The organism is Streptomyces sp. NBC_01618 (assembly GCF_045209435.1).
In the GTDB taxonomy this organism is placed as follows: domain Bacteria; phylum Actinomycetota; class Actinomycetes; order Streptomycetales; family Streptomycetaceae; genus Streptomyces.
Genome location: NZ_CP109297.1, coordinates 53,082 through 70,110 on the forward strand (window position 1 = coordinate 53,082; position 17,029 = coordinate 70,110).

Below are 17,029 nucleotides of genomic sequence, written 5' to 3' on the forward strand. Positions count from 1 at the left end.
ACCCTCTCCCCCGACCTGGAACCACCTCTCGAAGGTACAGCAGGGGCCCGAACCAGAGAAGCATTAAATTTCCATATGCGCCCGTGCAATCCGCATTCCCTTCTGAGTGATCTTCACCATGGTTCTTCCAGAACGAACCATTTATCATCAATCATCGATTCCGTGAACCAGCCCGCAGGGGGCCCGCGATGCCTTTGGACCGCTTTTTACGCAGCTTGATCGCCTGGCAGGGCGCCGGGGGGCCGCCGGTTCCGGATCGCGCCCTGACGGTCGAGCAGGCCCGTGAGCGGTACCGGGCGAGCTCGGCACGCCCCCACCGGGAGGACGGACACCCCCGTGCGGCCGTCGCCTCCGCCGATCGCACGATCGACACCGAGGACGGATCCTCGATCCGGTGCAGGGTGTACACCCCGGAATCGGACGAGCGCCGGGTGATCACTTTTCTGCACGGTGGCGGATGGGTGCTGGGCGACCTCGACAGCCACGACCGGGCCTGTCGGATGCTCGCGGCGTCGCTGGGCTCCGTCGTCGTCTCCGCCGGCTATCGACGGCCCCCGGAGTTCCCCTACCCCACTCCGCTGCGCGACGCCGTCGCCGCGACCCGCTGGACGGCCGAGTCGTTCCCGGGCCGTGAGCATGTGGTGGCCGGCGACAGCGCGGGGGCCAGCCTGTCGCTGGGCGTCGCCCTGGACGCGCGCGACACCGAGGGCCCGGACCTCGCCGCGCTGCTGCTGGTGTACCCGCCGGTGGATCCGAGCCTGCGGATCGCCGCGGCCTGCGAGCACGCCGAGGGGTATCTGCTGAGCGTCGAGGACATGGTCTGGAACTACGAGATGTACGTCCCCGATCCGGAGCGCCGCGGCGATCCCGCCGTCGACCTGCTCAACGCCGACCTGCGGGGCCTGCCGCCGACGGTGCTGGCCACGGCGGAGTTCGATCCGCTCCACGACGAGGGGGTGCGGCTGGCCGAGAAGCTGGCGGCCTCGGGCGTCTCCGTACGCCATGTTCCCGGGCCGGGTCTCGTCCACGGCTATTTCCTGATGCAGGACATGGTGCCCGCGGCGGCCGCGTGCAGCCGGCTGGTCGTCGAGGAGCTGCACGCGGTGCTGAGGTCGTTCAACGCGCCGTGCGCCACATGAAGCGGGTGTCGACGTCGAGGATCGTCTCCCGGGAGACGATCTCGAAGCCGAACTTCTGGTAGAGCACGACGTTGCGGTCGACATCCGTCTGGAGGAAGACGGGTGTCCCCTGCTTGTCGACCCCGTCGAGGAACGTCCTGAGCAGCGCCGTCCCGACCCCGTGCCCCTGCTCGTCCGGGTGGACGGCGACGGGTCCGATGTGCCAGTGGGGCTCGCGGGGCTCGTGCCTGGCCCTCGAACTCATCACCTTGAAGGCGCGGGGCAAGTTGAATCCGATCGTCCGGATCATCATCGGCGCCGTTCTGAGCTTCTCACCCAGCTTCATCTGGCAGTGCGGCCATTCCGCGGCGTTCAGGATGCCGACGAGCCGGCCCTCCCGTTCGGCGCCGAGCACATGACTGAAAGGGCTCCCGAGCTTGATGATGCGTGTTCCCTGTTCCATCGCCCGGGTGGCTTTTTCCTGATCACCGCGCACGGTGGCCAGATTGCTCGGATTGTCGGCGAAGGCGAGTCCGACTATTCGGCATGCGACTTCCAACTCGGTGGCAGCCATGGGCCGCACGGTCACATCGCTCACTTCAACCCCCAGGATGCAATCACCAACGGTATTCGATTCGGCCCGATCATCGCCTGAATATCTGAGCTGTTCAACCGGTTCGGGAAAAGTCGACGCCCAAATCGGCGGGAGTGGCGGGCAGCACCCGCTTCACCCCACCGCTCACGAGGCTCGCCAGGCGGCCGCGCGCGATGGTGCGCAGCGCGTGCTCGACGGGTTCGGGCAGGACGGCCGCCTCCAGTGCCTTCATGGCCTGGCGGTAGCGCTCGTCGATCATCTCCTCGACGCCCGCGGCGGCGCCGGTCGCGGTCGTGATCTCCCTCGCGCTCTCGGCTTCGGCCTCCGTGAGCGCCTGGTCGCCGAGGATCGCGCGCAGATCGGCCTCCGCTTGCCGCTGGCGGCGAGGAAGCTCCTCAGGCCCTCGATGGCGGGATAGGCGTACGGCTGGGCGTCGTGGACCTTCTCGGTGAGGAATCGGTCCAGGTGCGTCTCCACCCGGCTCCGGAAGGAGTCGAGGTCCAGGCCGGCAGGTGAGGTGAGTGTCCCGGTCACGGGTTGGCCTCCGCGGTCTCTGAGGTGTCGGACGCGGTGATGCGTAACGCTTCTTCGAGCGGTCGTTCGACGATCTGGTTCTCTGGAACCGTGGCCACGACCTAGCCGCGTACGAGGATCTGGCCCTTGCCGTTGCCGGAGGAGACGCCAAGGTCGGCCTCGCGCGATTCGCCGGGGCCGTTGACGACGCAGCCCATCACCGCCACCCGCAGCGGGTGGGGGAAGCCGTCGAAGGCGGCCTCCACCTTCTTGGATGGTGTCGCCGATCCCCTCCGCGAGAAGGACTCCCATCGCGACGGCGGACTTGATCGACCCTGGAAGGCGGGCCCGGCCTCGGTCACCCCGAGGTGCAGGGGGTAGTCGCAGGAGCGCGCGAGGATCCGGTTGGACTGGATCATCACCAGGGGGTCGTGGTGCTTGACGGCGATCTTCAGATCGGTGAAGCCGTGCTCCTCGAACAGCGAGCACTCCCACAGCGCCGATTCGGCGAGCGCCTCGGGGGTGGGGCCGCCGTGCTTGGCCAGCAACCGGGCGTCGAGGGAACCCGCGTTGACGCCGATGCGGATCGGGACCCCGGCCGCGCCCGCCACCTCGGCGATCCGCCGGACCTGGTCGTCGAAGCGCCTGATGTTGCCGGGGTTGACCCGCACCGCCGCGCACCCGGCGTCGATGGCGGCGAAGATGTACCGGGGCTGGAAGTGGATGTCGGCGATCACCGGGATCGGGGACCGTTCGACAATCGGGGCGAGCGCGTCGGCGTCGTCCTGGGAGGGCACGGCGACCCGGACGATGTCGCACCCCGCGGCCATGACCGCCGCGATCTGCTGGAGGGTGGCGTCCACGTCGGCGGTGACGGTGGTGGACATCGTCTGCACGCTGACCGGCGCACCGCCGCCCACGGACACATCGCCCACCTGGAGCCGTCTGCTGGTCCGGCGCGGCCTCAGGACCCCGGAGGACGGGGGGAAGGCCGGAGTGGGTACAGCGACGAGGGTCATCGCATCCTCTCAGCGGGGTGGGCGGGGGCGAGCGCGTCGAGGGACGCGCGGACGATGCCGGGTGCGTCGAGGCCGTGTTCCGCGAGCAGTTCGCCGCGCGAACCGTGATCGATGAACTCCCTCGGCAGCCCGAGCACCCGGATCCGGTTCGACAGGCCCGCGTCCGCGCAGGCCAGGACGAGCGCGGCGCCGAAACCCGCGACGCGGCACCCGTCCTCGACCGTCACCACCGCGTCGTGGCTCCGCACGAGGTCGGGCGCGGCATCAGGAACCGGCAGCACCCAGCGGGGGTCGGCGACCGTCACACCGATGCCGCGGGCCCGGAGCTGCCGTGCGGCCTCGACGGCGTCGGCGGCCGACGGGCCGCAGGCGAGCAGCAGCACATCGCGCCGGCCCGCCTCGTCGCGGTGGAGCACGTCGATGCCGTCGACGCCCTCCAGCCGTGCGATCTCCGGTCCCGCCGGGGACTTGGGAAAGCGGACGACGCACGGTCCCGTCGCGGTGACCGCTTCGCGCAGCAGCGCCCTGAGCTGCTCGGCGTCACGGGGGGGGCGGCCACGCTCAGGCCGGGGATCTGGGCGAGGAACCCCAGGTCCCACATGCCGTGGTGGCTCGCCCCGTCCGGCCCGGTGACCCCGGCGCGGTCGAGGACGAACGTCACCGGCATCCGGTGCAGGGCTACGTCCATGAGCACCTGGTCCAGCGCCCGGGTGAGGAAGGTGGCGTAGACCGCGACCACGGGGCGGCTGCCGGTCCTCGCCATGCCCGACGCGGTGCACACCGCCTGCGGCTCGGCGATCCCGACGTCGAAGAACCGCTCGGGGAAGCGTTCGGCGAAGGGGCGAGGCCCACCGGCCCGCGCATCGCGCCGCTCAGGCACACGATGTGCTCGAACTCCGCGCCGAGTTCGGTGATCTCCCGCCAGAACACCTCGGTCTACGAGGTGCCCGCGGGAGCGTGGGGCTTCCCGGTCGCGGGGTCGAGCACACCGATCCCGTGCATGCGGTCCGCCGGGTCGGTCTCGGCCGGCTCCCAGCCGCGGCCCTTGTCGGTGACGACGTGCACCACCACGACCTGGCGCATGTCGCGCGCCTTGTGCAGCGCCGCCTCCACGGCGGGGATGTCGTGCCCGTCGACCGGGCCGAGGTAGGCGAGTCCCAGTTGCTCGAACACGTTCGGGCCCAGGTCGGCCGGACCGCGGCGTGCGGTGCGCAGTGCGGCCAGGTGCCGGGCGAGGCCGCCGATCGTCGGGTCGTAGGAGCGGCCGTCGTTGAGGACGACCACCACCGGCAGTTCGGGGCGCTCGGCCAGATTGTTCAGGCCCTCCCAGGCGAGGCCCCCGGTCATCGCCCCGTCCCCGATCACCGCCGCCACGGACCGGCCTGCCCCGCTGGTCGTGGAGCCCGAGGCCGGCGGCGATGCCGTGGGCGTAGGAGAGCGCGGTCGAGGCGTGGGAGTTCTCCACCCAGTCGTGGACGGACTCCGCCCGCGACAGGTAGCCCGAACAGGCCCCTGCGGCGGCGCAGGCTCCCGAACTCCTTCGCGTGTACGACTCCCATTGGCGGCGCTCCGGGGTCCGACCGGCAAGGCCCACGGGCGGGCCGACGTGTCGCGCTTCGGCCTCGTGTCGCGCCTGTGCGGGCAAGCGCGACAGGCGGTGAAAGCGCGACAGGTCGGGGGTGTTCCTCCCCTGTCGGGGAGGCGTCCTTTCTGCAGTACTTGGAGCCATGCCGGAGCTACCTGCCATCAGAAAAGCCCCTCGAAGCCTGCCTCTCGCAGGCCATGCCGTACCTCTGCTCGTACAGCCGCTGGAATTCCTGAAGTCACTCCCGGCACTCGGCGACCTGGTGAGAGTCAGGATGGGTCCCGGCGACGCCTATGTGCCCTGCGATCCCGCCTTGTTCCGGCAGATACTCAAGGACACCCGGCTCTACGACAAGGGCGGCCTGTTCTACGACCGGGGCCGCGAGGCCGTGGGAAACGGCCTGGTCACCAGCCGCTGGGCCGATCACCGTCGGCAACGCCCGCTGATGCAGCCGTCGTTCGACCACCGGCACATCGGCCATTACGCCGAACTGATGGCGGACGAGACGGAAGCCCTGATGCGCTCCTGGCGATCGGGCGAGGTCGTCGACGTCGACAAGGCGATGGCAAGACTCACTCTTCGCATCACGACCAGATCCCTTTTCTCGGTGCCCGCGGACCACGCATTGGTGGCCCAGGTGGAGAAATGGCTGCCGATTCTCATGGACGGCTTCTTCCGGCGCATGTTCGTCCCGGCGCGGGTTCTGTCGCTCGTTCCCACGAAGATGAACCGGCAATACCCCCGCGCGATCGCGGAGATGCGCAAGCTCACCGAAGAGATCATCGACGAGGTGCGGCGCAAGAAGGACGAGGACCCCGGCCTGCTCGCGAGCCTGATGAACGCGCGCGACGAGACCACCGGAGCCCCGCTCGGAACGCAGGAGATCTTCGACCAGGTCCTGATCCTGCTGATCGCCGGGTCGGAGACCACCGCGACGGCGCTGGCGTTCACCTTCCATCTGCTCGGCGCGCACCCCGAGATCGGCGCCCGCCTGCGGGAGGAGGTCGACGGCGCGCTCGGCGGCCGGACGCCCCGCTTCGAGGATCTCTCCGGGCTGACGTTCACGAGGCAGGTGCTCATGGAGAGCCTTCGCCTCTATCCGCCGGCGTGGATGTTCACCCGGTCCACCACCACGGCCTGCGAACTCGGCGGGCACGCGTTCCCCGAGGGAACCACCTTCCTGATCAGCCCCTACATCCTGCAGCACGACCCGGAGTTGTTCCCCCGGCCGGAGAGGTTCGATCCGGATCGCTGGCGGCCCGGCGCGATGAGCGACGTCGCACGCCGGTCGGTGCTGCCCTTCGGCGCGGGCGGCAGGAAGTGCATCGGCGACCAGTTCGCGCTCAACGAGGCGATGTTGGCCGTCGCGGGGATCGCCGGCCGCTGGAACCTGACCCCGGTCGGCGACCGGCCGATACGGCCCATCGCCCGCGCCACGCTCAAGACGGGCCCTCTTCCGATGAGGCTCCAGGAACGCCCGCACGAACCGGTGCGGAATGCGACGACCGCCGATCTCCGAGACCAGAGGTAGCCGGATCATGAACGTGACCTCCTTCGCAGCCCTGCGTGACGCGGCTCAGGACATCGTCGACGAGATGATCGCCGATCCCTACGGACTCACCTCGCCGTCGGTGTACGAGACCGCGCGGATGGTGGCGTCCGCCCCCTGGCTGGAGGGCCATCGGCAGCGCGTGGAGTTCCTGCTGGCCCAGCAGCACGAGGATGGAACGTGGGGCGGGCCGGCGGCCTACGGGCTGCTGCCCACGCTCAGCGCCGTCGACGCCCTGCTGTCCGTCGCCGGTACGCAGGACGCGCGGCGGGTCGCCGGGGCCGTGGAGTCGGGGCTGGCCGCGCTGGCCGGGCGGTTCCCCCGGAACGTCGAACTGCCGGACACCATCGCCGTGGAGCTGCTGGTGCCCTGGCTGATCGAGCAGATCGATCAGCGGCTCTCCCGGATGGACGACCGGGGCGATCTGCCCGGCCGTCTGGACCTCCGGGCCGATACGGGAACGCTGAGCGGGATCCGCGAGCTGCTGCGTCAGCACACCGGCATACCGGAGAAGACCTGGCACTCGCTGGAGGCCCTCGGCGCCCCGGCCGTGCGGTCCGGCACGGTGACGCCGATGGGCGGGGCGGTGGGAGCCTCCCCCGCCGCCACCTCCGCCTGGCTGGGCGATCCGCCTCATACGGACGCCGCGAAGGCGTGCCTGGAGTATCTGCATCAGACCCAGGCACGTCATGGCGGCGCGGTCTCGGGCATCACCTCGATCAGCTACTTCGAACTGGCCTGGGTGGTGACGGCGTTGTCCGGCTCCGGCCTGGACGTGGACATCCCCGCCCAGGTCCCGGACACTCTGCGGACCGCGCTGGGGGCGAACGGACTGTCCGCCGGCCCGGGTCTCCCGGCCGACTCCGACGACACGTCGGCCGCCCTGCACGCCCTCGATCTCCTCGGGAAGCCGGAATCGGTCGATTGCCTGTGGGAGTACGACACCGGCCTGTACTTCACCTGCTTCCCGAAGGAACGCACCCCTTCCACCTCGACGAACGCACACATCCTCGTCGCCCTGGCGGATCGCTGCGGACAGGGCGACACGCGCTACGACCGCGCTGCCGAGCGGGTGGGCGGCTGGCTCGTCGAGCAGCAGCAGCCGGACGGCCGGTGGATGGACAAGTGGCACGCCTCTCCGTACTACGCGACCGCCTGCGGCGCTGCCGCCATGGCCCGCCTGGACGGGCCGCGCACGTCCGCCGCCCTGGACGACGCCATCCGCTGGGTGCTCGACACCCAGCACGCCGACGGGTCATGGGGACGCTGGGAGGGCACCGGCGAGGAGACCGCCTACGCCCTTCAGGTGCTGAACCACCGCGCCGCCCCCGACCGTCCGGCCCTCGAAGCAATCCGGGCGGGCAGGGCGTTCCTGTCGGGCCATGTCGAGGACGATCGCGAGAATCCTCCGCTGTGGCACGACAAGGACCTGTACACACCGGTCCGGGTCATCCGCGCCGAGATCCTCGGCACCCTGGCCGCGACGCAGCGCCTGGCCGAGGCCGAGAAGCAGGCACGACCGTGACCCGGCCCCTTGGCGACCTCTCCCTCCCCTCCGCGGCGCAATGTGTGCCCGTCACCGTGCTGGCGCTGAAGGTCCTGGCCGATCTGCGGTCCTGGGCGGCGGAATACCCGCAGGTCCTCGGGGCCACGCCGATCGAGGCCCTGGCGATCTCCACCGCGGCGATCAGCCCGTGGCGCGGCGCGAACGAGCTCCGGCTGTCGGCCCGGATGTACGTGTGGGCCTACGCCCTGGACGACCACGTCGAGCAGAACGTCCGGAGCCTCGACGAACTCGACGACCTGTTCGGTCGCTGCGAGGCCATCGTCCGGGGCGGCGACCGGGACGACGGCCATCCCCTGCTGGCCTCCCTGTCCGGCTGGCAGTCCGCTTTGGAGCGTGCTCCCCACTACCCGGAACTGGCCGGCCTGTGGGGCGACCGATTTGCCGAGGCCCTGCGCGGCGAGCGGTACGACTGGACCGCGGGCCTGGCCAGGGACCGCGGCGAGGGCCCTTCCGATCCGCAGGAGTACCTGACGTACGCCGCCAGCTCCAATGCATGGATGACCCACTTCCCGCGCTGGGCGACCAGCGACCGGGACGATCTCCTCGAGGGCCTGCCGGTCCTGGACAACGCCCTGGAGGCGATCGAGGTCGCCGTGCGCCTCTCCAACGACCTGGCCACCTTCGAGCGGGAGCGGGCCGAGCCCGGTCAGAACAATATCCTGATGTACGACACCTCACCCGCCTGGGTGCACGACGAACTCGACCGGCATTCCCGCAAGGCGCAGGAGCAGCTCGACCCGCTGGCGACGGCCGGGTTCGCACCCGCTGTCGAGCTGCTCCGCCTGCTCGATTGGTCGGTCACCTTCTACAGCGGCGCCGACTTCCGGGGATGGGGATCCGACCGCGATCTCACCGGGCTGTCCGGCCTGCCCTCCGACATGTGAACCCACGTGTACGAAGGGCCGGCCATGCGGCGCGGTCCGAACAGCCCGTCACCGCTCGCCCCTCCATCGGCGACTCGCACCCGCGGCGCGGGCCGGCGACTGCCGGGACCCTCCTCCGCCCGGCCGGTAAGTGATGCCTCCCTTCGGCGGTTTCCCTCCCGTGCCACGCCCTCACGGACGCGGCCCACACGGTCTTGACGAACAGGAGCAACGACACATGAGCCCCACCACCAGCCTTCACGAGCTGGGATCCGACGCCCTGGACTCGGTTCATCTGCGCGGCCTGATCGACGAGCGACTGAACGCCTTCCTCGACGCCAAGTGCGGCAGGGACACGGATGTCCACCTGGTCTCGCTCATCGAGCACCTGCGTGGCTTCCTGACCGCGGGCGGCAAGCGCATACGGCCGCTCTTGTGCATGGTGGGCTGGCACGCGGCGGGCGGATACGGCGAAACGGAGCCCGTCATCGGCGCGGCGGCCTCGCTCGAACTCTTCCACGCCTTCACCCTCATCCACGACGACGTGATGGACGCCTCCGACACCCGGCGCGGCCGTCCGACCCTCCACCGCACGCTGGGGACGGGTGCGAACGACACGACCGCCGAGCGGTTCGGCACCAACAGCGCGATCCTGCTCGGCGACCTGGTCATGGTGTGGTCGGACGAGCTGCTGTACTCCAGCGGCCTCGACCACCAGCAACTGGTCGCCGTCCGACCGCTGTTGGACGCCATGCGTACCGAGGTGATGATCGGTCAGTACTGGGATCTGCTGGCCACCGGGCAGCCCACCGCGGACGTCGAACGGTCGCTGGCAGTGATCCGCTACAAAACGGCCAAGTACACCGTGGAGCGGCCGCTGCACATCGGCGCGGCCCTTGCCGGAGCGGACCAGTCCCTGCTGGACGTCTGCACCGCCTACGCTCTTCCGATCGGAGAGGCCTTCCAACTGCGCGACGACCTGCTCGGCGTCTTCGGCGACCCGTCCAAGACCGGCAAGTCGACCCTGGACGACCTGCGGGAGGGCAAAGCGACAGCCCTGATGGCACACGCCCTCCACGCCGCCGGCGCCGAGCAGGCGCGGGTGCTGAGGTCCCTGGTCGGCGACCCGGACCTGGACGAAGCAGGTGCCGAGACGGTCCGCGGGGTTCTACGGGCCACGGGCGCCGCCGACAAGGTGGAGCAGATGATCACCGATCGGGTGCAGCGTGCCCGGCGGGTCCTGGACGAGGCCCCGTTCCCGGACGAGGTCAGGAAGACCCTCGACACCTTCGTCACCACCACAACACTCAGGACCACCTGAGCACCACGTCGGCGCGGGTCACCACCGTCTCGGCGCCGCCACACGCGTCGCTCGCCTCGCGTGCCCACCCTGTCCGGAACTCGCTGCCGAGGGCAACCGGAGGAGAACCGACCCGGCACCTGCCACGGACGCGGTTTCGCGAGCACGGCGGATGCGGCTCGACGCCCTGACTCGCCCCGTGCGATGACGTTGCTCGCGCCGACGGCCGCGACCACCGGCCACGGTGGTCCGTGGGTGGCCGGAGCATGACGCGACACGCGGTCGAACGGGCTTACTTCATTCCTTCCTAGAAGTCTGGATGACGCGATCTCAATGAAATTTCGACAAGGGGAGCTGAGTACGTCGACTCCACCGGCCTCGGTGGCGGGGACAGCGGAAAGCCGCCGCGCTCGCTCGGTCGGCACCGGCCGCGCCCACGCCAAGTTCATTTTGCTGGGGGAGCACGCAGTCGTCTACGGAGCCCCGGCGCTCGCCCTGCCCGTTCCGCAGCTGTCGATCACCGCCAGCGCCGGGTTCTCCACCCGCGGTGGAGAACCGGCCGGTGTGTCCTTCACGATGACCGGATCCGCCTGGAAGCAGGTCGGAACGCAGGCATCCGAGGGGCTGCGCCGGCTGACCACCGATTTCAGGGCGTCCATGGGCATCGACGACGGCCGACACCTCGATGTGATCATCGACGGTTCAATCCCGCTCGGCAGGGGACTTGGCTCCAGCGCGGCCTGCGCCCGTGCCGTCGTCCTCGCCCTGGCCGACCTCTGCGGCCGCGAGGTCTCGCAGCGGACGACGTTCGACCTGGTACAGACCGCCGAGAACGTGATGCACGGCAAGGCCAGCGGCGTCGACGCCATCACCGTCGGCGCGAGCGCCCCGTTGCTGTTCCAGGCGGGCGAGGCCCGCACGCTGCGTGTCGGCTGCGACGCGCTGTTCGTCATCGCGGACAGCGGCGCCGTCGGCAGCACCAAAGAAGCGGTCGACAAGCTGCGGGAGAGGTTCCGACTCCACGCCGGAACACAGGAGAGGTTCGTACGCCGGGCGTCGGAACTGACTCGCGAAGCCGTGGCCACCCTCGCCGCCGGCAAGCCGGAGGAGCTCGGCTCCCTGCTGACGGAGTACCACGGACTGCTCCGCGAGGCCGGGCTGAGCACCGACCGGATCGAGGCGATGGTGAGTGCCGCGCTCGCCGCGGACAGCCTCGGCGCCAAGATCACCGGCGGCGGACTGGGCGGCTGCGTCCTCGCACTGACCCAGCCCGAGCAGGCGAGAGAGGTCACCCGGCGGCTGCACGAAGCGGGGGCCGTGCAGACGTGGATCGTCCCACTGAGGAGGCTCGTCACTCATGTCTGAGCAGCAGATCACCGTGCTCCGCCCGCGGGAACAGCCGGGCGGAGCCGGGGTCACCGCCGTCGCGCACCCGAACATCGCGCTGATCAAGTACTGGGGGAAGCGTGACGAGCGCCTCTTCCTCCCTTGGACCAGCAGCCTGTCGATGACCCTGGACATCTTCCCCACGACCACCCGTGTCCACCTCGACGCCGAGGCCACGGACGACGAAGTGACCTTCAACGGCGCACCCGCGGCGGGCGAGGAACGGCGGCGCATCGCCGGATTCCTCGACCTGGTGCGCCAGCGGGCCGGGCTCACGCAACGGGCCGTCGTCGACACCCGCAACACCGTACCCACCGGGGCGGGCCTGGCGTCCTCCGCCGGCGGGTTCGCCGCGCTCGCCGTCGCCGCCGCCACCGCGTACGGACTGGACCTCGACGACACCGGTCTCTCCCGCCTGGCCCGCCGCGGCTCCGGCTCGGCCTCGCGGTCAATCTTCGGCGGCTTCGCCGTCTGGAACGCCGGCACCCCCACGGCGCCGCCCGCGGAGGCCGACCTCAGCTCCTACGCGGAGCCGGTACAGGCGGGCGACCTCGACCCCGCACTGGTCATCGCGGTGGTCAACGCCGGCCCCAAGAACGTGTCCAGCCGCGCGGCCATGCGCCGCACCGTCGAGACCTCACCCCTGTTCGAGCCTTGGGCCGCGTCGAGCCGGGACGACTTGACCGAGATGAGGGAGGCGCTCCTGCGCGGCGACCTCGACGCGGTGGGCGAGATCGCTGAGCGCAACTCTCTCGGCATGCACGCGACCATGCTGAGCGCGCGCCCCGCGGTGCGCTACCTCGCGCCCGCCTCGCTCACCGTCCTCGACAGCGTGCTGCGGCTGCGGCGCGACGGCATATCGGCCTACGCGACCATGGACGCCGGACCGAACGTCAAGGTGCTCTGCCGTCGTACGGACGCCGACCGGGTCGCCGAGGCCGTGCGCGGCGCCGCCGCGGGCGGCACCGTGCACATCGCCGGGCCGGGGCAGGGCGCCCGCCTGGTGGACGAGGGCGGACGATGACCTCCGGGCGAACGGTCGTCCGCAGCGCGCCCGGCAAGCTGTTCGTCGCGGGCGAGTACGCGGTGGTGGAGCCCGGTACCCCAGCCATCCTGGTGGCCGTGGACCGGGAGATCACCGTCACGGTGACCCTCTCCGACGCGGCCGGCATCGTGATCTCCTCCGATCTCGTCCCCCGAGCGGTGAACTGGCGATGGCTCGACGGCCGGCTCCACGCTCCCGGCACGAAGAACGGGGAAACCGACGGACACGGCGCGCGCGGCGCACTGGCGCACGTGGTGTCAGCGGTCGAGACCGTGCGACGACTGCTGGCCGAACGCGGCCTGCCCCTGCCCGGGCTGGACATCTCGATCAGCAGCCGGCTGCATGACAACGGCCGCAAGTACGGCCTGGGGTCGAGCGGTGCGGTGACCGTGGCCACGATCGACGCCATCACGTCCCTGTGCGGACTGGACCTCTCACTCGACGCCCGGTACCGCCTGGCCGTGATCTCCTCGGCCGGGATCGACCCCAAGGGCTCCGGCGGTGACCTCGCCGCCAGTACATGGGGCGGCTGGATCGCGTACCAGGCACCCGACCGGGCCTTCGTGCTCGACCTCACCCGCCGCCACAGCATCGAGGAAGCGCTGCGCACACCCTGGCCGGGCCACTCGGTCCGAAGGCTTGAGGCCCCACGCGGCCTCACCCTCGAAGTCGGCTGGACCGGCAACCCGGCCTCCACCACCTCGCTCGTGTCCGCTCTGCACCGCCGGACCTGGCGCGGCACCGCGTCGCACCGCACGTTCGTGGAGACCTCCACCGACTTCGTACGCACCTCGATCACCGCCCTTGATGCCGGTGACGACCAAGGCCTGCTGTGCCAGATCCGCCGTGCTCGGCAGGAGCTGGCCCGCCTCGACGACGAAGTCGGGCTCGGCATCTTCACACCCGAGCTGACGGCCCTGTGCGCGGTCGCCGAAACCGTCGGCGGCGCCGCCAAGCCGTCGGGCGCGGGCGGCGGCGACTGCGGCATCGCTCTGTTCGACGCCGAAGCCATGCACGACATCTCACACGTACGGCAACGGTGGGCCGCGGCCGGGGTGCTGACCCTGCCCGTCCGGTCCGCCCCGGAAAGGATCGAGGAATGAGCGCTCAGCGCAAAAACGACCACGTCCGGCTCGCCATGGAGCAGCAGGACACCCGCAGCGGGATCAACCAGTTCGACGAGGTGTCCTTCGTACACCACGCCCTGGCCGGCATCGACCGGCCGCAGGTGTCCCTGGACACGGCCTTCGCCGGGATCTCCTGGCAGGTGCCGCTCTACATCAACGCGATGACCGGCGGCACCGCCAAAACCGGCGTCATCAACCGGGGCCTGGCGATAGCCGCCCGCGAGACCGGGGTACCCATCGCGTCGGGCTCCGTGCACGCCTACTTCAAAGACCCGACGTGTGCCGACACCTTCCGCGTCCTGCGCCGGGAGAACCCCCACGGGTTCGTCATGGCCAATGTGAACGCGACGGCATCGGTCGCCGACACACAGCGTGCCATCGATCTGCTGGAGGCCGACGCCCTACAGATCCACGTCAATACGGCGCAGGAAACGGCCATGCCGGAGGGCGACCGGTCCTTCGGATCCTGGGTCTCGCAGCTCGAGAAGATCACGGCGGCTGTCGACGTGCCCGTGATCGTCAAGGAGGTCGGCAACGGCCTGAGCCGCGAAACCGTCCTGACGCTGCGACAACTGGGTGTCCGCGTGGCGGACCTCGGCGGCCGGGGCGGCACCGACTTCGCCCGCATCGAGAACGGCCGGCGCCCACTCGGCGACTACGCCTTCCTCCACGACTGGGGCCAGTCCACCGCCGCCTGCCTCCTGGACGCGCAGGGCACCGGTCTCCCCGTGCTCGCCTCCGGCGGCGTCCGCCATCCCCTCGACGCCGCCCGCGCCCTGGCCTTGGGCGCCTCCGGCGTCGGGGCCTCCGGAGTGTTCCTGCGCACCCTGCTCGATGGCGGTGCCGAGGCGCTGATCGCGCAGATCACGAACTGGCTGGACCAGCTCGCGGCCCTGCAGACCATGCTCGGCGCGCGCACCCCCACCGACCTCGCGAGCAAGGATCTGATAATCCACGGCACCCTCCGTTCCTTCTGCGCCGACCGGGGCATCGACACGGGGCGACTCGCCCGGCGTTCCCGATCGGCCGACGCCCTCCACGATTCGACGGGAAGAGCACGATGACCGACACGCACGCCATTGCCAGGGTCCCCATGAAATGGGTCGGACCCCTTCGCATCTCCGGGAACGTCGCCAACACCGACACCCACGTCCCCCTCGCCACCTACGAGACGCCGCTGTGGCCCTCCGTGGGCCGCGGCGCGAAGGTGTCCATCCTCACCGAGCAGGGCATCGTCGCTACCCTCGTCGACGAGCGTATGACCCGCTCGGTGCTCGTCGAGGCGACCGACGCCCAGACCGCGTACACGGCCGCCCGCACCATCGAGGCGCGAATCGAGGAACTGCGCGCCGTGGTCCGCACCTGTAGCCGGTTCGCCGAGCTGCTCAAGGTCCGGCACGAGATCGCGGGCAACCTGCTGTTCATCCGGTTCGAGTTCAGCACCGGCGACGCCTCCGGCCACAACATGGCCACGCTCGCCTCCGACACCCTTCTGACGCATCTGCTGCGGACCATTCCGGGAATCGCCTACGGATCGATCTCCGGGAACTACTGCACGGACAAGAAGGCGACCGCGATCAACGGCATCCTCGGCCGCGGGAAGAACGTGGTCACGGAACTGCTCGTCCCGCGCGCCGTGGTGGAAGGCGTCCTGCACACCACTGCCGCCAAGATCGTCCAACTGAACATCCGCAAGAACCTGCTCGGGACCCTGCTGGCCGGCGGCATCCGCTCGGCCAACGCCCACTACGCCAACATGTTGCTCGGGTTCTACCTGGCCACCGGCCAGGACGCGGCCAACATCGTCGAGGGCTCCCAGGGCGTCACCCTGGCAGAGGACCGCGACGGCGACCTCTACTTCTCCTGCAACCTGCCCAACCTGATCGTCGGCACCGTGGGCAACGGCAAGGGCCTGGAGTTCGTGGAGACGAACCTGACCCGCCTCGGCTGCCGCGATGACCGCGCCCCCGGCGAGAACGCGCGCCGGCTCGCCGTCATCGCGGCGGCGACGGTCCTCTGCGGCGAGCTCTCGCTGCTCGCGGCGCAGACCAACCCGGGCGAACTCATGCGCGCGCACGTCGAACTGGAGCGCGACAGTAAGACAGCAAAGGTCGGTGTCTGAGTATGTCCAACGACTCTTCCTTCGGAATCCACGATCTGTCATTCGCGACGACCGAGTACGTCCTGTCACACGCGGCACTCGCCGAGTACAACGGCACCGAAATCGGCAAGTACCACATCGGCATCGGCCAGCGGTCGATGAGCGTGCCCGCCGCGGACGAGGACATCGTGACGCTGGGTGCCGCCGCCGCCGCCCCGATCATCGCCCGGCACGGTTTTGAACGGATCCGAACGGTGGTCTTCGCGACGGAATCCTCGATCGACCAGGCGAAGTCCGCAGGCGTGTACGTGCACTCACTGCTCGGCCTGCCATCGGCCAGCCGCGTCGTTGAACTGAAGCAGGCCTGCTACGGAGCCACGGCCGCCCTGCAATTCGCCATCGGACTCGTACGGCGCGACCCCGACCAGCAGGTCCTCGTGATCGCGAGCGACGTCTCCAAGTACGAACTGGACAGCCCTGGCGAGGCGACCCAGGGCGCCGCCGCGGTGGCCATGCTGGTCAGTGCCGACCCCGCCCTGGTCCGCATCGAGAACGCCTCGGGACTGTTCACCGCCGACGTCATGGACTTCTGGCGGCCGAACTATCGCACCACCGCCCTGGTCGATGGGCAGGAATCCGTCCAAGCGTACCTGCAAGCGGTCGCAAGCAGCTGGAAGGACTACGGCGAGCAGGGCGGCCGCGCACTCGACGAGTTCGCCGCGTTCTGCTACCACCAACCGTTCACGAAAATGGCCTACAAGGCACACCACCACCTGCTCAACTACGCGGGCCACGAAACCGACAAGACCGACATCGAGCATGCCATCGGGCGGACCGTGGCCTACAACGCCACCATCGGCAACAGCTACACCGCCTCGGTGTACCTCGCTCTCGCCGCGCTGCTCGACCAGGCGGACGACCTGACCGACCGGCCCATCGGCTTCCTCAGCTACGGTTCCGGCAGCGTCGCCGAGTTCTTCGCGGGCACAGCCGTCCCCGGCTACCGCGAACACCTGCGGACCGAAGCGAACCTGGAGGCGCTAGCCCGGCGCAAGCCGGTCGACTACGCCCGCTACCGCGAGCTGCACGAGCGGTCCTTCCCGGCCGACGGAGGAGAACACCTCACCCCGCCGCAGACCACCGGGCCCTTCCGCCTGGCCGGCCTCAGCGGTCACAAGCGCATCTACCAGACGCGCTAGAACACCTCCGGTCCCGCGGGTGCGGGGGCGGCCTCCACGGCTGCCCCCGCACGCGCCCGCTA

General features: G+C 70.2%; 15 protein-coding genes and 3 pseudogenes. 11 read left to right on the plus strand and 7 right to left on the minus strand.

What is annotated here, in order from left to right; genetic code table 11:
- Nucleotides 1-215 precede the first annotated feature (215 nt).
- The gene (locus OH735_RS00225) at nucleotides 216-1,139 is read left to right on the plus strand and encodes an alpha/beta hydrolase (protein ID WP_406378393.1); all 924 of its coding nucleotides are present in this window, start codon (nucleotides 216-218) and stop codon (nucleotides 1,137-1,139) included.
- Here OH735_RS00225 and OH735_RS00230 read toward each other — a convergent pair.
- From OH735_RS00230 to OH735_RS00260, 7 genes and pseudogenes are all read right to left on the minus strand, one after another.
- Nucleotides 1,117-1,692, minus strand: a complete 576-nt coding sequence (locus tag OH735_RS00230; protein ID WP_406378395.1) for a GNAT family N-acetyltransferase — start codon at nucleotides 1,690-1,692, stop codon at nucleotides 1,117-1,119. The two genes, OH735_RS00225 and OH735_RS00230, sit on opposite strands and share 23 nt — an antisense overlap.
- 94 nt (nucleotides 1,693-1,786) lie before the next feature.
- Entirely contained in the window at nucleotides 1,787-1,972 is a 186-nt protein-coding gene (locus tag OH735_RS00235; protein WP_406378397.1) for a hypothetical protein, read from the minus strand.
- Nucleotides 1,973-2,243: 271 nt separating this feature from the next.
- Nucleotides 2,244-3,245: pseudogene (locus tag OH735_RS00240) on the minus strand (flavodoxin/ferredoxin-dependent (E)-4-hydroxy-3-methylbut-2-enyl-diphosphate synthase).
- The gene (locus tag OH735_RS00245) at nucleotides 3,242-3,844 is read right to left on the minus strand and encodes a transketolase C-terminal domain-containing protein (RefSeq protein ID WP_406378399.1); all 603 of its coding nucleotides are present in this window, start codon (nucleotides 3,842-3,844) and stop codon (nucleotides 3,242-3,244) included. Before OH735_RS00245 ends, OH735_RS00240 begins: the two are co-directional and overlap by 4 nt.
- Before the next feature lie 8 nt (nucleotides 3,845-3,852).
- Nucleotides 3,853-4,125: pseudogene (locus OH735_RS00250) on the minus strand (1-deoxy-D-xylulose-5-phosphate synthase); the annotation flags it as partial.
- A 56-nt stretch (nucleotides 4,126-4,181) separates the two neighbouring features.
- Nucleotides 4,182-4,592 carry a 1-deoxy-D-xylulose-5-phosphate synthase N-terminal domain-containing protein gene (locus OH735_RS00255; RefSeq protein ID WP_406378401.1) on the minus strand — a complete coding sequence of 137 codons (411 nt, stop codon included), beginning with the start codon at nucleotides 4,590-4,592 and terminating at the stop codon, nucleotides 4,182-4,184.
- A 97-nt stretch (nucleotides 4,593-4,689) separates the two neighbouring features.
- Nucleotides 4,690-4,992: pseudogene (locus OH735_RS00260) on the minus strand (hypothetical protein); the annotation flags it as partial.
- On the opposite strand from OH735_RS00260, the gene OH735_RS00265 reads away from it, so the two are divergent.
- From OH735_RS00265 to OH735_RS00310, 10 genes are all read left to right on the plus strand, one after another.
- A complete protein-coding gene (locus OH735_RS00265; protein ID WP_406378403.1) occupies nucleotides 4,973-6,361 on the plus strand; it encodes a cytochrome P450 in 1,389 nt (462 codons plus the stop codon). The pseudogene OH735_RS00260 and the gene OH735_RS00265 overlap by 20 nt on opposite strands.
- Before the next feature lie 7 nt (nucleotides 6,362-6,368).
- Nucleotides 6,369-7,904, plus strand: coding sequence for a prenyltransferase/squalene oxidase repeat-containing protein (locus OH735_RS00270; RefSeq protein ID WP_406378405.1), 1,536 nt, complete (start codon nucleotides 6,369-6,371; stop codon nucleotides 7,902-7,904).
- Nucleotides 7,901-8,830: a terpene synthase family protein gene (locus tag OH735_RS00275; RefSeq protein WP_406378407.1), complete on the plus strand. Its 930-nt coding sequence runs from the start codon at nucleotides 7,901-7,903 to the stop codon at nucleotides 8,828-8,830. The genes OH735_RS00270 and OH735_RS00275 overlap by 4 nt, the downstream gene beginning before the upstream one ends.
- 217 nt (nucleotides 8,831-9,047) lie before the next feature.
- Complete coding sequence (locus tag OH735_RS00280; protein WP_406378409.1) at nucleotides 9,048-10,130, plus strand: polyprenyl synthetase family protein; 1,083 nt, start codon at nucleotides 9,048-9,050, stop codon at nucleotides 10,128-10,130.
- A gap of 360 nt (nucleotides 10,131-10,490) precedes the next feature.
- Nucleotides 10,491-11,474, plus strand: coding sequence for a mevalonate kinase (gene mvk / locus OH735_RS00285; RefSeq protein WP_406378411.1), 984 nt, complete (start codon nucleotides 10,491-10,493; stop codon nucleotides 11,472-11,474).
- Nucleotides 11,467-12,519 carry a diphosphomevalonate decarboxylase gene (gene mvaD / locus OH735_RS00290; protein WP_406378412.1) on the plus strand — a complete coding sequence of 351 codons (1,053 nt, stop codon included), beginning with the start codon at nucleotides 11,467-11,469 and terminating at the stop codon, nucleotides 12,517-12,519. Before mvk ends, mvaD begins: the two co-directional genes overlap by 8 nt.
- The gene (locus tag OH735_RS00295; protein WP_406378414.1) at nucleotides 12,516-13,643 is read left to right on the plus strand and encodes a phosphomevalonate kinase; all 1,128 of its coding nucleotides are present in this window, start codon (nucleotides 12,516-12,518) and stop codon (nucleotides 13,641-13,643) included. The genes mvaD and OH735_RS00295 overlap by 4 nt, the downstream gene beginning before the upstream one ends.
- A complete protein-coding gene (fni, locus tag OH735_RS00300) occupies nucleotides 13,640-14,731 on the plus strand; it encodes a type 2 isopentenyl-diphosphate Delta-isomerase (RefSeq protein WP_406378416.1) in 1,092 nt (363 codons plus the stop codon). The genes OH735_RS00295 and fni overlap by 4 nt, the downstream gene beginning before the upstream one ends.
- Complete coding sequence (locus OH735_RS00305; protein ID WP_406378418.1) at nucleotides 14,728-15,789, plus strand: hydroxymethylglutaryl-CoA reductase; 1,062 nt, start codon at nucleotides 14,728-14,730, stop codon at nucleotides 15,787-15,789. The genes fni and OH735_RS00305 overlap by 4 nt, the downstream gene beginning before the upstream one ends.
- Nucleotides 15,790-15,791: 2 nt before the next feature.
- Nucleotides 15,792-16,967: a hydroxymethylglutaryl-CoA synthase gene (locus tag OH735_RS00310; protein ID WP_406378420.1), complete on the plus strand. Its 1,176-nt coding sequence runs from the start codon at nucleotides 15,792-15,794 to the stop codon at nucleotides 16,965-16,967.
- The last annotated feature ends 62 nt before the right edge of the window (nucleotides 16,968-17,029 follow it).

Excerpts from the sequence above, each read along its gene's own strand:
- OH735_RS00230 (WP_406378395.1), bottom strand. The coding sequence starts at position 1,692 with ATGGCTGCCACCGAGTTGGAAGTCGCATGCCGAATAGTCGGACTCGCC.
- OH735_RS00235 (WP_406378397.1), bottom strand. The coding sequence starts at position 1,972 with ATGATCGACGAGCGCTACCGCCAGGCCATGAAGGCACTGGAGGCGGCC.
- OH735_RS00255 (WP_406378401.1), bottom strand. The coding sequence starts at position 4,592 with ATGACCGGGGGCCTCGCCTGGGAGGGCCTGAACAATCTGGCCGAGCGC.
- OH735_RS00265 (WP_406378403.1), top strand. The coding sequence starts at position 4,973 with ATGCCGGAGCTACCTGCCATCAGAAAAGCCCCTCGAAGCCTGCCTCTC.
- OH735_RS00270 (WP_406378405.1), top strand. The coding sequence starts at position 6,369 with ATGAACGTGACCTCCTTCGCAGCCCTGCGTGACGCGGCTCAGGACATC.
- OH735_RS00280 (WP_406378409.1), top strand. The coding sequence starts at position 9,048 with ATGAGCCCCACCACCAGCCTTCACGAGCTGGGATCCGACGCCCTGGAC.
- mvaD (WP_406378412.1), top strand. The coding sequence starts at position 11,467 with ATGTCTGAGCAGCAGATCACCGTGCTCCGCCCGCGGGAACAGCCGGGC.
- OH735_RS00295 (WP_406378414.1), top strand. The coding sequence starts at position 12,516 with ATGACCTCCGGGCGAACGGTCGTCCGCAGCGCGCCCGGCAAGCTGTTC.
- fni (WP_406378416.1), top strand. The coding sequence starts at position 13,640 with ATGAGCGCTCAGCGCAAAAACGACCACGTCCGGCTCGCCATGGAGCAG.
- OH735_RS00305 (WP_406378418.1), top strand. The coding sequence starts at position 14,728 with ATGACCGACACGCACGCCATTGCCAGGGTCCCCATGAAATGGGTCGGA.
- OH735_RS00310 (WP_406378420.1), top strand. The coding sequence starts at position 15,792 with ATGTCCAACGACTCTTCCTTCGGAATCCACGATCTGTCATTCGCGACG.